Annotated in this window: 11 protein-coding genes; 10 read left to right on the top strand and 1 reads right to left on the bottom strand. The window is 62.2% G+C overall.

What is annotated here, in order from left to right; all coding sequences use genetic code 11:
- Positions 1–144 precede the first annotated feature (144 nt).
- Complete coding sequence (locus BLV04_RS10120; protein ID WP_093030933.1) at positions 145–1146, top strand: sigma 54-interacting transcriptional regulator; 1002 nt, start codon at positions 145–147, stop codon at positions 1144–1146.
- A gap of 507 nt (positions 1147–1653) precedes the next feature.
- Here the strand turns inward: BLV04_RS10120 and BLV04_RS24905 are convergent.
- A complete protein-coding gene (locus BLV04_RS24905) occupies positions 1654–1827 on the bottom strand; it encodes a hypothetical protein (RefSeq protein ID WP_175534577.1) in 174 nt (57 codons plus the stop codon).
- A gap of 68 nt (positions 1828–1895) precedes the next feature.
- Here BLV04_RS24905 and BLV04_RS10130 point away from each other — a divergent pair, with 68 nt between their 5' ends.
- The 9 genes from BLV04_RS10130 to BLV04_RS10160 all read left to right on the top strand — a co-directional run bounded on the left by BLV04_RS10130 (position 1896) and on the right by BLV04_RS10160 (position 14472).
- Positions 1896–3221, top strand: a complete 1326-nt coding sequence (locus BLV04_RS10130) for an NADH:flavin oxidoreductase (RefSeq protein WP_093030941.1) — start codon at positions 1896–1898, stop codon at positions 3219–3221.
- A gap of 49 nt (positions 3222–3270) precedes the next feature.
- Positions 3271–3423, top strand: coding sequence for a hypothetical protein (locus BLV04_RS24910; protein WP_175534578.1), 153 nt, complete (start codon positions 3271–3273; stop codon positions 3421–3423).
- Positions 3424–3502: 79 nt separating this feature from the next.
- Positions 3503–5875, top strand: coding sequence for a hypothetical protein (locus tag BLV04_RS10135; RefSeq protein WP_093030945.1), 2373 nt, complete (start codon positions 3503–3505; stop codon positions 5873–5875).
- A 53-nt stretch (positions 5876–5928) separates the two neighbouring features.
- Positions 5929–7812 carry a GMC family oxidoreductase gene (locus tag BLV04_RS10140; RefSeq protein ID WP_093030948.1) on the top strand — a complete coding sequence of 628 codons (1884 nt, stop codon included), beginning with the start codon at positions 5929–5931 and terminating at the stop codon, positions 7810–7812.
- Positions 7813–7929: 117 nt separating this feature from the next.
- Positions 7930–9408 carry a c-type cytochrome gene (locus BLV04_RS10145; protein ID WP_245731834.1) on the top strand — a complete coding sequence of 493 codons (1479 nt, stop codon included), beginning with the start codon at positions 7930–7932 and terminating at the stop codon, positions 9406–9408.
- 27 nt (positions 9409–9435) lie between these two features.
- The gene (locus tag BLV04_RS10150; protein ID WP_093030952.1) at positions 9436–10926 is read left to right on the top strand and encodes a c-type cytochrome; all 1491 of its coding nucleotides are present in this window, start codon (positions 9436–9438) and stop codon (positions 10924–10926) included.
- A 141-nt stretch (positions 10927–11067) separates the two neighbouring features.
- The gene (locus tag BLV04_RS10155) at positions 11068–11862 is read left to right on the top strand and encodes a hypothetical protein (protein ID WP_093030955.1); all 795 of its coding nucleotides are present in this window, start codon (positions 11068–11070) and stop codon (positions 11860–11862) included.
- Between the two features lie 64 nt (positions 11863–11926).
- Positions 11927–12061, top strand: coding sequence for a hypothetical protein (locus BLV04_RS25880; protein WP_281241831.1), 135 nt, complete (start codon positions 11927–11929; stop codon positions 12059–12061).
- A gap of 50 nt (positions 12062–12111) precedes the next feature.
- Positions 12112–14472, top strand: a complete 2361-nt coding sequence (locus BLV04_RS10160; RefSeq protein WP_093030958.1) for a patatin-like phospholipase family protein — start codon at positions 12112–12114, stop codon at positions 14470–14472.
- Positions 14473–14504 lie beyond the last annotated feature (32 nt).

A 14504-nucleotide genomic window follows, 5' to 3' on the forward strand; every position in this document is an offset into this window, starting at 1 on the left:
CGGCCGATCTGCTATCTTCTGAGGTAACCCAGCAGCTAAGTCAAGAGTTATCGGGAAGCACCGGGGCGCGCTCCGGTGACAATGCAAGTGTTGCACCGATCGTCAATTTTAAGAGGTCCTCAACCGCCGCTTGGAGGTTGGCCTATGGATGATTTCGCGCAGCTCAATTTGGTTGGCCGGTCGCCGGCTTTTCTTGCAGCACTTGCCGCTGTCGCTAAGTTCGCCGTCTGCGACGCGACGGTTCTGATCGAGGGCGAAACCGGCACCGGCAAGGAATTGGTCGCACGTGCAGTCCATTATCTGAGCGCGCGCCGCGATGCCGCGTTTATCCCGATCAACTGCGCCACGCTCCCGGACAACTTGGTCGAAAGCGAGCTCTTCGGGCACGTCCGCGGTGCCTTCACGGATGCCAAAGAGGCCAGGATCGGGCTTATCGCGCAGGCTGAAGGCGGGACACTTTTCCTCGACGAGATCGAGGCGATCAGTCCACGCGCCCAGGCCGGGCTTCTGCGCTTTCTCCAAAATCGGGAGTATCGTCCCGTTGGCGGGACTCTGGTCCGACAGGCGAAAGTTCGGGTACTCGCGTCAAGCAACGCCGATTTGAAGGCGATGGTCGCCCAGGGGCTATTTCGCTCTGACCTGCTGTTCCGGCTCAACGTGCTTAGCGTCCAACTTCCTGCGCTGCGTGTTCGAACAGGAGATATCGCTCTACTGACGGCGGCCTTCTTAAGGCGCCTGAGCAGCGAATTCGATGCGCCCGTCAAGACTCTCTCCAGGGCATCTATGGGTAGGCTGGAGGCCCATTCATGGCCCGGGAACGTTCGCGAGCTCGAGAATCTGGTCTACCGTGAATGGCTTTTGGCAACGGGTTCCGTCATCGAGATCGGGTCGATCGAGGACAGTCCCGCCGATGTCGATCCGCCTACGGCCACGCGGGATTCGGGTCAACAGACCTATAAGGTTGCGAAGGCATCTGCTGTCGCCGAATTCGAACGCATCTACATGTCGCGCCTCCTCGCCACAACCGCGGGGAACATGACACTCGCGGCGCAAATTGCCGGAAAGGACAGAAGCGATCTCGGCAAATTACTCAAGAAGCACGGACTGTCCCGCCAAAGTTTTTTAGGCTGCACCGAAAACCCTTAACCTTCCGTCTGTTGGCTGGCGATAACTCCTCGCCCGGGTCGCCGGTTCAAGTCAATCAGACCCGATCCCCGTCTGCGTATCCCACTTGAAGCGACCGCTACTCGCGGTCAAGCCTTCAGCGAGCGTCCATCCGATGAGGCTGCGTCCATCGACCCGAGCGTTTCGACGGGGTGTTTCTCCCCCGGGCCGCGGGAAAAATCCCAGGGTCTCAATAGCTGTCGGCAACGCCCTCCTTGTCGCTTTTCTTGATCGAAGCGATGGGGATTATTCCCCGCAGCCACCCATCATAGACAATAAAAAACGTTATTAATTAGCATATTATCCTCGGTTTTTGAATTGGCGCGACCTTTGCGGAGATACAGTTAACTGTGCCGCTTTGAATACTTCCGGATCGACATGGCAACTCAAGACGATGCAATTGATCGGCTCGCCGAAGAGATTGCTCGGTACCTGTCGGAGCATCCATCCGCGGCGGATAGTGCGGAGGGCATTCGACGCTGGTGGCTGTTACGCCAGCGCTTCGACGAGGCCTCCGAGCAGGTTCAACAGGCGCTTGACCTCATGGATGCGGCGGGACAGGTGCGAAAAGAGGTCTTGCGCGACGGAACCGTGATTTACCGTGCCGTTGAGCCGTCTTCGAGCAGCCGAAAATGAACGCGCCACCACAAGTGTCCATTGCATCCGGAAGTCGCTCAAGGCAAGGCGACGAACGCCTAACCCCGTTGTCCGTGTCGAATGGAGATTCTCCTATGCAGAGCGATGTCATCTTTCAGCCGCTCGCGTTTCGCCACCTGACCGTCAAGAATCGTCTGTTCCGATCCAGCATCTCCGGTCGCTGGGATAACTACGACGGATCCGGCAGTCTCGCGCGAATCAACTGGGAGGAGAAATTCGCTCGCGGCGGCGTCGGAGCCATCATTTCATCCTTCGCCCCGGTCCATATCCGCGGCCGCATCCTCCCCAATTACGCGATGATCGACCACGACGACAAGATTCCGTTCTGGCGTAAGGTCGGGGAAAAGGTCCACGAATACGACTGCAAGTTCATCATCCAGCTCAGTCACTCCGGGCGTCAGCGCGACATCGGCGGGGTCGAGAATCGGTTCAATAAAGGGTTGTCGTCCACCTCTCGGATGGACACCTTTCATGGCCTCTTGTGCGAGGCCGCCACCCTGGATCAAATCAAAGAGCTCGTTCAGCTCTTCGGCCAGGCCGCAAGACGCGCCAGGGAGGCCGGACTGGATGGCGTCGAACTGCACGCCTCGCATGGCTATCTATTCACACAGTTTCTCAGCTCGGCGATCAATGACCGCAAGGACGACTACGGCGGCTCGTTACGCAACCGCTACCGCTTTCTGCATGAGGTGATTCAGGCCGTGCGCGCGCAGGCGGGCACTGATTTCCACCTGCAGGTCAAGATGAACGCCTTCGATCTCAATAATGCCCTCTTCCCCTGGGAGAAGAAGGGCAACGACATCACGGATTACATCCAGGTCTGCGAATGGCTCGAGGAAGACGGTGTCGACGGCCTGCATATATCCGCCGGCAGCATCTTCCCGCATCCGCTGGTTCCGCCCGGTGCCTTTCCCGTCGACGAGGCAAACAGCGCCTATGGAGCCATGGTCGCGAACGGGGTCCGTGCCTATTTCCCGAATTATTTTCTGTTTCACTTCAAATCCCTGCGGCCGATTTTTCTCTGGCTGTGGAATCGCACCAAGAAAGATTACCCCTTGGAGGGCGTAAGCATGGATGGCTGCCGCCGGATCAAGGCGCGGGTCGGGATCCCCGTCATCAACACCGGAGGCTTCCAGGATGGCACGCTGATTCGCCGGGGCATCCGGGAAAACTATTTCGATGGGGTGGCGATCGCACGACCGCTTGTCGCGAACAACGATCTGCCTCGAATCCTCGCCTCGGGGCAGGATCTGCCGGACCGCCCCTGCTCGTTCTGCAATCGCTGTCTGCTCAATGCGCCCGCGAATCCCTTTGGCTGTTACGACGAGCGGCGTTACGCCAACCACGAGGAGATGATCGCGGACGTCATGTCGGTCTTCACGCCGCAGCCCTTCCACTAGACGTAGGCGCCGATCCCTTGACCCTTTCACCCGTTGGAGGTTCGCGGCGATGAGCACGAAACAGGCGACAACCAAGACCGGCACGCGCGTCTTGACCGACGTGGTTCGTTCGAGCCCGGTCGATGAGTATCTGGAGCGCGCACACCGACGCATGTTCTGGGTCCTGGTCGCGGTTCTGCTGCTCATCCTCCTGATGATCTGATCCGGGACCAAGCCGGACCACGCGGACTCAATCGACATTCGCTACCGCCGTCACACCGGCGCTGGATGGGAGAGACCTCATGAAAATACTCAGCCGCCCACTCGTCATTGCGATCGCCGCCGTCGCTGTCGTCGCGGTCTTTGTCGCTCTAAGGAACGCGCGCCCGGCGCAGGACGAGGCGAAGCTGGCCGGTAAGACAACCGCCGACTTTCCGGAATCGGCGGTGGACTATTTCAAGGGAATGGACAACGGCATCGCACTGGACGCGGATCAGGTCAAGGGGCGCAACACCTGGATGATCTGGACCGGCGGCAACGAAGCCTTCTGGGACTGGCTGGCCAACAACAGCTTCGGCACCTTCGATCTGCTCAAGGCAGCGGGATCCTATCCCTGTGCTCCAGGCGCCGAGTCCCCGGACACGGCGGCGCCCTATGCCGGATCCGAAGCCGACACGCCGCGGTATCCGGGCGGGAACTACACCGCCTACTACAGTCGCACCAACCGCTTCGCTTATCTGGGCCTGATGAACGAGCCCGGCTTCGTTCAGGCCACCAAGCCCGACAAGTTCGGACTCTGCCTGGACGAGCGCACCGCGCCGCCCGAGCCCTTCGACGAACAGGTCTATGGCAAGGCATCCGGCATTCTGGGGCTGCGCCTCTATCCCAATCCCAATTTCGATGAAAAGGCCGCCGCGCATTGGGACGCGGACAAGTTCTACAACGATCCGGACTATTACTCGAACCCCAAACTGATACGCCCCTATCGGGTCGGCATGGCCTGCTCCTTCTGCCATGTGAGCCACCATCCGCTGCATCCGCCGGCGGATCCAGAGGCGCCCAGATTCGAGAATCTCTCCGCGACCATCGGCGCCCAGTATTTCTGGTTCGGTCGCGTCTTCGGGGTCAATGTGGAGAAGGACAACGTCGTCTGGCACATCCTCGACAGCCAGAAGCCCGGCGCGGTCGATACCTCCCTCGTCCCCACGGACTACATCAACAACCCGCGGGCGATGAACGCTATTTTCGATGTGGCCGCGCGGCTCAAGGCGGCCGAGCTCTGGCATCGGGAAACCAGTGCCGGCGGCGCCCTGAATCTACCCGAGGTTCAGAAACGCGGGCCGACCTTCGGTGTCCCGCACATCCTTTGGGACGGCGCAGACTCGGTCGGTATCGATGCCGCCCTGACCCGCGTCTATATCAATATCGGCGAATACCATCAGGAATGGATTCGCCATATCCGCCCGGTGATCGGCGTCAGGCCCCAGACCCCGATCGAGGTCAAGGTCGCGCAGGAAAACTCGGTCTATTGGAATGCAACCCAGGAGCGCTCGGGCAATCTCGCCAAGTACCTGATCGCGGCCAGCGGCCCCATGCCTCTGAAGGATGCACCCGGAGGCGCGGACTACATCAGCCCGGATCCCGCCGTGATGGACCGGGGCAAGATCGCCTTTGCCGAGAATTGCGCCCGCTGCCATTCCAGCAAGCTCCCGGACGACGCGCCGAAGCTCAACTGCGGAGAGCGCAACTATCTGGAGTGCTGGCAGGAGTACTGGGACTGGACCGAGACCGACGACTTCAAGGGCAAGATGCGCGAGCTGGTGATGGCGGACGATTTCCTCAGGGACAACTATCTGTCCACCGACGCCCGCATCCCGGTCACGACCCTGGAGACCGAGATCTGTAGTTCCATGGCCAGCAATGCGATCGAGGGCCATGTTTGGAGCGATTTCTCCTCGCAGACCTACAAGAATCTGCCGGCGATGGGCAAGGTCGCGCTCAAGGATCCCATCACCAACGCCGAGTTCAACTGGGAAACCCCGGCCGGTGGACGTGGCTATCAACGGGTTCCATCGTTGGTCGCGATCTGGTCCACCGCGCCCTATCTGCACAACAACGAGGTCGGCCTCTTCAACAGCGATCCGAGCACCGAAGGTCGCATGGCCGCCTTCGACGACGGCATTCGCAAGCTGCTGTGGCCCGAGACCCGTCCGGGCATCATCAACCGCACCACCGAGGTCAGCTTCCTCAAGGCCGCGACCCAGACCCTGCCCTGGTACACCCAGCCACTGGTGGACGGCAACCCGCTGTCCAGTCTGCTGCGGTCGGTGGTCGGACTCGGCGGTTTGGTCGAGGGGAGCAACATCGTGGTTGGTCCCATCCCCGAGGGCACGCCGGTCAATCTCATCTCCAATCTGAATGTCGACCTAGGGGACGAGGGCGTCGGTCTATGGCGGATGCTGCGTTTTCTCAAGAGCGCCAAGCGTGCCTATCAGGAGATCGACCGCGAAAATCTCGATCCGGCTCAGACCACCGAACGCCTCAAGGCGTTGGCCCCGGACCTGATGGCCCTCAGCACCTGCCCGGATTTCGAGGTCGACCGGGGGCATCCATTCGGGAGCGATCTTCCGGATACCGACAAGGAAGCCTTGATCGAGTTCGTGAAGACACTCTGAACCCGGACTGAAACGGGCCGCGACCGCGTCAACCGTCCGACGGAGATCGATCGATGGCGTCCGATCAACTCGAAAACGGCCTGCCCCCGGACGAAGCGCTTGCGTATGACTATATCGTCGTCGGGTCCGGCGCGGGTGGTGGGCCGGTCGCGGCCAATCTGGCCGAGGCCGGCTATCGGGTGCTGCTGATGGAGGCCGGCGGGTCGCCGGATAGCTACGACTATCAGGTGCCGGCCTTTCATCCCGCGGCGTCCGAGAACAAGGAGATGTCCTGGGAGTTCTTCGTCAGACACTACGCGGATGAGGACCAGCAGCGGCGCGATTCCAAATACACGCCCGAGCGCAAGGGAGTCTTCTACCCCAGGGCCGCCACCTTGGGCGGCTGTACCGCCCACCACGCCATGATCCTGCTCTATCCGCACAACAGCGATTGGGACGAGATCGCCCGCATCACCGGCGACGACTCCTGGCGCGCCGGCAAGATGCGCCGTTACTTCCAGCGCCTGGAAAACTGCCGCTACCGCACCATCCAGCGCATCCTGCAACGACTGTTGCGCTGGAATCCCAGCCGTCACGGGTTCGATGGCTGGCTGGAGACCAACAAGGCGGATCCACTCATGATCCTCGACGACAGACCCATGCTGCGGCTCATCGTCAGGTCCGCCAAGAAAGCGTTGTTCGCGAACGCCAACTGGCTCACGCAGATCTGGCACAGCCTCACGGGGCTGTTCGACCCCAATGATTGGGCGATGGCCAGCGGCAAGCGGGTCGGCTTGCGTGTCACGCCCCTATCGATCACCAAGGGCCGTCGACTCGGGACCCGCGAGCGCATAACGGCCGTGCAAAGGGTTTGCCCGGATCGGCTGCATCTTCTGACCGGGGCGTTGGCGACCCGCGTGCTGTTCGACGCGGACAACAAGGCCATCGGTGTCGAATATCTCCCCGGCGAGCATCTCTACGCCGCCGATCCCAATCCACGCGATGCTCGGACACCGGCACCAAGGCAGGTTTTCGCCACACGCGAGGTCATCCTTTCCGGCGGAGCCTTCAATACCCCGCAACTGCTGCAACTCTCCGGCATCGGTCCCGCCGACCTGTTGCAGAGACATGGCATTGAGGTCCTGGTCGATCTGCCCGGGGTCGGTGCCAATCTCCAGGATCGCTACGAGGTCACCATTGTCAACCGTATGAAAATCCCCTTCGCCCTGCTCAATGGCGCAACCATGAAGGGACCCGATCCGGGCGAGGAGCCCGATCCGCAGTTTCGCTTCTGGCAGCAGGGCCGCGGCCCCTATACCACCAATGGGGCCGTGGTTTCGATCGTCAGGCGATCCGCTGCGGCCCGGGCCGCGAAGGGTCCGCCGGATCTGGTCCTGTTCGGCCTAGTGACCAACTTTCGCGGCTATTTTCCCGGCTATTCCAGAGAGGTCCGGGCGGCCACCCAGTATTTCAGTTGGGCCGTGCTCAAGGCGCACACCAACAACCACAGCGGAACCGTCGCCATCCGCTCGAAGGATCCCACGGCAATGCCGGCGATCGATTTCCACTACTTCGATGAGGGCAACGATGCCTCGGGAGAGGATCTGGAGGCCGTGGTCGAGGGGGTGCAACTCGTGCGTCGCATGATGGATGGGGTCAGGCGCTTGGTGGCCGAGGAGACGGTACCCGGTCCCAAGATTCGGACCAGGGAACAGATCCGCCGGTTTGTCAGGGACGAAGCCTGGGGCCACCACGCCTCCTGCACCTGCAAGATCGGTGCGGCGAACGATCCCGACGCAGTGCTCGACAGCCGCTTCCGGGTTCGCGGCGTCCGCAACCTACGGGTGGTGGACGCCTCGGTCTTCCCGCGCGCGCCGGGTCTCTTCATCGTCTCCGCCATTTACATGATTGCCGAGAAGGCCAGCGACGACATCCTGGCCGATGCGCGCGCCGGCTGATTGCCGCGTGCGGTTTCGTCGGATTTCGCGACACACGGGGGCTTTGCCATGAGCCATGACGGGATACGTGACAACAAAAGTGATTCGGCGACGCTGACCAAGGCGTTCCGACGCGGGTTGAGCCGGCTAAGGTGGCTGCTGTCGCTGTTGATCCTGATCGGCGTAGCCGTCTGGCTCTCTGCGCGCTTCACGGCGGATCGGCCACGGGACTACGCCGACATCCAGGATCAGTTCAAGTATGGCTCCCTCGGCAGTGAGCCCGGCGGATCGGTATTCGATGCCGTTGGCGGTCTGCTCCCGCCCGAGCCCATCTTCGCCGTGCTGCCGAACGTCTGCCCGGACAAGCTGCCGGGCGGTTATGCCTCGCTGGGTCTGCTGGCGGAGGAAGGACGGCCCTTCCCGATCGGAATCTCGCAACGCCATCGGCTCGGCGTGGATCAGGTCGGGCTCAATTGCGCCGTCTGCCACACCGGCACGGTGCGCGCGACTGCGGACGCCCCGCGCCGGATCGTCTTGGGAATGCCATCCCACCAACTGGACCTTCAGGGCTTCTTCCGCTTCGTGCTGGATTGCACCCTGGACGAACGTTTCACCCCCGACAACCTGATGGAGCTCATGGCGCGCAATGGCGCCGAGCTGGACTGGTTCGACCGCGTTCTTTACCGCTTCTTCGTCATCCCGCGCACCCGCGAGCAAACCCTGATCCTGTCCAAGCGGCTGGAACGCATCATGGGGCACGAGGTGCCGGACTGGGGGCCGGGTCGGGTGGACACCTTCAATCCCTACAAGGGACTCCAGTTCAATTGGCCGTTGGCCCGCCTGCCGTTGAGCGAGCTGATCGCCGCCTCGGACTTCCCGTCATTGTGGAATCAGCAGCCGAGGGACGGGATGTATCTGCATTGGGACGGCAACAACGACTCGGTGGACGAGCGCAATCTCAGCGCTTCGCTCGGCGCCGGCGTGACGCCGGTCACCATCGACCATCCACGCCTGCAACGCGTGCGCGACTGGATCTGGACCCTGCCGCCGCCTGCCTACCCCTACCCGATCGATCAGGCCAAGGCCGCGCGGGGCGAGCCACTCTATGCGGAATACTGCGTGGATTGCCACGCCGACCACCGCTTCAAGGAAGGCGTGCGCAGCGGCAAGTCCATCGGCACCGTCGTGCCGATCGCGGACATCGGAACCGATCGACATCGGCTGGATTCCTACACCTTCGATTTTGCGGCGAATCAGTACAGTCTCTATCCGGATTCCAAGTACCGCTTCACCCGTTTCCGCAAGACCCAGGGGTATGCGAACCATCCGCTGGACGGCGTCTGGGCGCGGGCGCCCTATCTGCACAACGGCTCCGTTCCGACCCTGCGCGCACTGCTCGACGATCCAAAAGACCGCCCGGCACGCTTCTATCGGGGTTACGACGTCTTCGATCAGACAGGGGTGGGGTTCGTCGCGGATGTGGCCGAGGAGGGGGGCAGCCGCTTCTTCCTATACGACACCGCGCTTCCCGGGAACGGCAACGACGGGCATCGCTATGCCATCGATCTGCCGTCGGACGACAAGGACGCCATCGTTGAATACCTGAAAACCTTTTGATGCGGCCGCGCGCCGGAGGGCATGACGATGTCGGACAAGCATCCCAAACAAGGCAAATTGGTTCGTGTTCTCGCAGTTGCGCTGATCGTGGCGGCGCTTGGAGGCGGATTCGTCTGGTGGAAACTGTTCCGCGAGCCCGCGCAGGAACTGGCCGATGACTCGATGGAGGAATATTTCAAGTACGGCTCCATCGGCACCGAGCAACAGGACGGCATTCCCTACTGGATCTGGCTGGTTCTGCCCAAGATGTTTCCGGAGTATCTGCCCGGTCCCGGTGGTTGGGCCTCGCTCGGGTTTGGCTGGGAGCAAGGGCATGAGCTGCCGGTCGGCTTCTCGAAGAAGGTCATCGGTTTCGAACGGGTCGGGGTCAATTGCGCGCTCTGTCACACCGCCACCCTGCGCGAGACACCAACCGGTGCCCCGACCATCTTTCTCGGCGGCCCGCCCAACCGGGTGGATGTGCTCGGCTATCAGCGCTTTCTCTTCAAAAGCGCCGCCGATCCGCGCTTCGACGCGGACAACATTCTGGGGGAAATCGCGCAGGTCTACGAGATGTCCCTCATCGACCGGCTGCTCTACCGCTATCTCCTGATCCCGGCCACCCGCAAGGCGATCCTCCAACAGGAGGAGCAGTTTGCCTGGACCGAGAGCCGGCCGGACTGGGGCCGTGGACGCATCGATCCTTTCAATCCGGTCAAGGTCCGCGCCTTGGGGGTCGATCCGGGCGAGACCACCGGCAACTCGGACATGCAGTCGATCTGGAACATGGCGCCGCGGGTCGAGCATGGCATGGCCCTGCATTGGGACGGGCTCAACACCGATCTGACCGAGGTCGTCCTGAGCTCGGCCATCGGCGACGGCACGCTGCCCAAGGTCCTGCCGGTCGAGAAGCTCAAGGAGCTGGAGACCTGGCTCAAGGCGCTTCCGGCGCCCAAGTTCGGGGACCGGTTTCCGGTTGACCGCCAACTGGCGGCCGTCGGTGAGCCGATCTATCAGGCGCACTGCGCGCGCTGTCATGCGATGGACGGCGAGAAGACCGGGCAGGTGCTGACCCTGGACGATCCCGAGTGGGCCGCCGCCGGGACCGATGCCAGCGGCTTGCCGCCCTTTACCGATCGGCATCGCGCCGACCTCTGGACGCCCGAGGCCGCCGCGGCCTACAACGCATACGCCGTCGACTATCCCTGGGATTTCAGCCATTTCCGCTCCACCGGCGGCTATGTCAACGTACCCCTGGACGGGCTCTGGCTGCGTGCACCCTATCTGCACAACGGCTCGGTGCCTTATCTGGGCGAATTGCTGGAGCCGCCCGAACGGCGCACCAGGGTCTTTCACCGGGGCCTGGATGTCTACGACCCGGTCCGCATGGGGTTCGTTTCCGAGGGACCGGACGCCGAGCGTCTGGGCAGCCCCTATGACACAGGCGTGATCGGCAACAGCAATCAGGGCCATCTGTGGGGGACCGACTTAGAGCCGGAGCAGAAGTCGGCGCTGATCGAGTATCTCAAGTTGCTTTAAACCGCGTCCGGCAGGATCGGTGTCGTTTGTGCCTTGGCCCGACCTTGCTGCAACTCACAAGCGTCGGCGCCGACGCGGTTTAAGAGATTAATTCTATTCATGACTGACGATTCACATCCGCTCGATCGATGGAGGCCCGACATGAAGACACCCGCCAAGTGGTTCCGTCGCGCGCTCTGGCTCGGCATCATCGGCAACTGGGTGTTGGCCCTTCCGCTCATCTTTGCGCCCGAATGGACGCTGGATCTGCTCGGGTTGCGCGCCACCCATGACCCGGTCTGGACCGCCTTCGCCGCCCTGTTGGTCTTCCTGGTGACCTTTTTCTACATCCCCGGAGCAAATCAACCCTATCGGTATCGCTTCAACGCCTGGCTCGCCGTGCTCGCCCGCCCGCTGGAAGTCTTGTTTTTTCTCGTTCTTTACCCTGGACTCTATCCCGGCTTCGTCTTCTATGACGGCGTCCTCTTCCTGATTCAGCTCCCGCTGTTGCTGCTGACGATGCGTCAACGCCCGGCCGAGGAGCCGCTGGAAAAAACGCTCCAGGCGCCGCCCACCGACCGTAACGCGCTCTGGCTGAAACGCACCCTCTGGGCGGGCATCCTTGCCAATCTGGTGCTCGCGATACCGACGATCTTCTGGCCGGAAAAGGTGCTGGACCTGATCGGTGCGCGTCAGACCCTGGATCCGGTCTGGAGCGCCTTCGCTGCTCTGATCCTGGTGCTGCTGACCGTCTTCTACATCCCCGGCGCCAACCAGCCGTACCGCTACCGCTTCAATGCCATCATGGCGGTGCTGGCCCGTTCGGCCGGTGTCCTCTTCTTCCTCTGGCTGTGGGCGGGTTTCTATCCCGCCTTTGGCTATCTGGACGCCGTTTTTTTCCTGGCTCAGCTCCCATTCCTGGTCATGGTCCATCTGCATAAACCGCGTGCTGCGTGATCTGCGTCGCTTCGCACATGGGTTCTGAACTCGTCCGCACCAACGCATACACGACGACATCGGTTTGTGGTTCCGCTTCCTCGACACTCTGGGGGGCGCCGTCGAAGCGGCCAGCGCCATCCGTCTCGACGCGGTCGAGGATCACGCCATGATCGACTATCTGGACGCGATCCGGGCCTGGAATCGCGAGCCTAGCTGAACGGGCCGTTCCTCGATCTCAAATAAGACATCCGGAGAGAGGCAACCCTCATGACACCGCAAGCGCAACCGGCAGGCTACGTCGACCCGATCGACCGCGAGGATCTGGCGCTCACCGCGCACAACGAGGCAAGCACTGAACAGCGGCTCCGGGCGCCATTTCCGGTCGCGCTGGAGCAGGCCGAGACCGACTACGTTCACGCCTGGCGCCGTCAGCGCGGCTGTGACGAGCCGGAGGTGGCCAGCGACAAACGGGTGGGCCTGGCCCTCTCGGGCGGAGGTATTCGTTCGGCAACCTTTGCGCTGGGTGCCATGCAGGCACTCGCTGCCCGAGGTCTGCTCGAGAAATTCGACTATCTATCGACGGTGTCCGGTGGCGGCTACATCGGCGGCGCACTGACCTGGCTCTTGAGCAAGGACGCTCAGGGCGACGGCGTTCCAGGCCCCGATGCGCCTCACTTCGGCCTCGGTCGCGACAACTTCCCGTTCGGCACCGACGACCCTCGGCCGGATGCGGCGCGGCGTGCCGACGAACGACAGCGACGCATGCTCAGCTATCTGCGTGAACACGGCTATTACCTGACTCCGGGGGCGGGGATCACCGTCGTGTCGCTGCTGGGGATCGTGCTGCGGGGCACCTTTCTCAACCTGATCGTCTGGATACCGGTCTACATTCTCTTTTTTCTTTTCGGTCTCTGGTTTTTCGGTCATTTCAATCCCGGTATCGAGGGGATGATCCTGCTGCCGATGCTGATGGATATCCGCGGCCACGCGGAGCTATTCGGTTTCGAGCTGTTTCTCTGGATCGGTGTCCTGCTCTTGGTGCTGACGGTTCTTGGCACCTTGATCTATGCCTTGCTGACCGGGGTGCGACGGGAAAACACCATGCCCGGTATCGCGCGCTTCTGGTATGCATCGCGCCGCCTCGTGGAACACCTGGGCGGAATGCTGCTCACCGCCATCGTCTTGTTTCTCCTGATCGGCAGTCTCCCGGCGATCGGTGACCATCTCAAGGATTCCCTCAAGGCCGTGGGTCCGATCGCCATGCTCTCGGGTATGGGCGTGTCGATGCGTCGCTTTCTCACCCCCCAACCCAATCCGCTGCGCCCAGGCCCCGATGTGATGGCCAACCTTGGCGCCGCGCTCTTTCTGTTCGGCACCCTGCTCGTAACCTATGAGATTGCCTTCTGGCTCTCCTACCAGGAGCTAACCGTCCTGGCCGTCAGCATCCTGATGGCGGTTGCGCTCAGCTTCGGCTGGCTGGTGAATTGCAACTACATTTCCATCCACCGCTTCTATCGGGACCGGCTGATGGAGACCTTCATGCCCGACATCGATCGGGCGCTCGACAGCCGGACCGGCGCGGCGCTGGGTGCCGATGTGGCCAGATTGGCCGATGTGGTCGATTCCCGAAACCCGCGCGGTCCCTATCACATCATCAATACCAATGTCGTTCTGGCGGACTCGCGCGAGTGCGTCTACCGCAATCGCGGAGGGGATAACTTCATCCTTTCCCCTTTGTATTGCGGAAGTAATGCCACGGGCTGGTGTCGTACCGATGTCTTCTGCGACGGTCAGATGACCCTGGCCACTGCAGTGGCCATCTCCGGGGCGGCGGTCAACCCGAACACCGGCGTTGGCGGCACCGGCTTGACCCGCGCCCGGCTGGTGTCGTTCATCATGGCCCTGCTTAATCTGCGTCTGGGTTACTGGGCCGGACATCCCGCCCCGAACAAACGCCCGCATCACGCCCCCAATCACTTCCGCCCCGGTGCCTACACGGCCGGGAACCTGCTGGGCCTGGACCTCCTCGGCTTCAACGAGCACCGGTCTTTTCTGCAACTGAGCGACGGCGGGCATTTCGAGAACATCGGGGTCTATGAGCTGGTGCGTCGTCGGGCACGGCTGATCCTCGTCTGCGACGGGGGTGCCGACGGTGCGTTCTCGTTCTCGGACTTCCAGACCACCCTAAGGCGCATCGAGCAGGATTTCGGCGTCCGGATCGAGGCCCTGGACGACGCCTCCCCGGATTTCGTGGTGCCCGCTCCGGCGCCGGCGCCGATGTTCCCCAAGGACGTCGGCTTCTCCGAACAGGGCCACCTGGTCGGGTGCATCATCTACCCGGACGACACCCGAGGCTGGCTGATCTATCTGAAGGCCACGCTGACCGCGGCCATGAGCTTCAAGGTCAAGGGCTATGCCGCCCAGCATCGAGAGTTTCCCCACCAGAGCACCGCCGATCAGTTTTTCGACGACGTCCAGTTCGAAGCCTATCGGGAGCTGGGCTATCGCCTGGCAGCCGACATGCTCGACGCGAAGACCCCCGAATCTGCGGTCGGTGAAGGGCTTCCCTATTGCAGCGACGCCGCGACGTCGACCCTTGCCGACGTGGTGAGAGCCAGCGGGGCTTAAACGGTTCAACGAGATCAACCGGAGGATGGGTC

It is taken from the genome of Thiocapsa roseopersicina, assembly GCF_900106925.1.
GTDB classification, from domain to species: Bacteria; Pseudomonadota; Gammaproteobacteria; order Chromatiales; family Chromatiaceae; genus Thiocapsa; species Thiocapsa roseopersicina.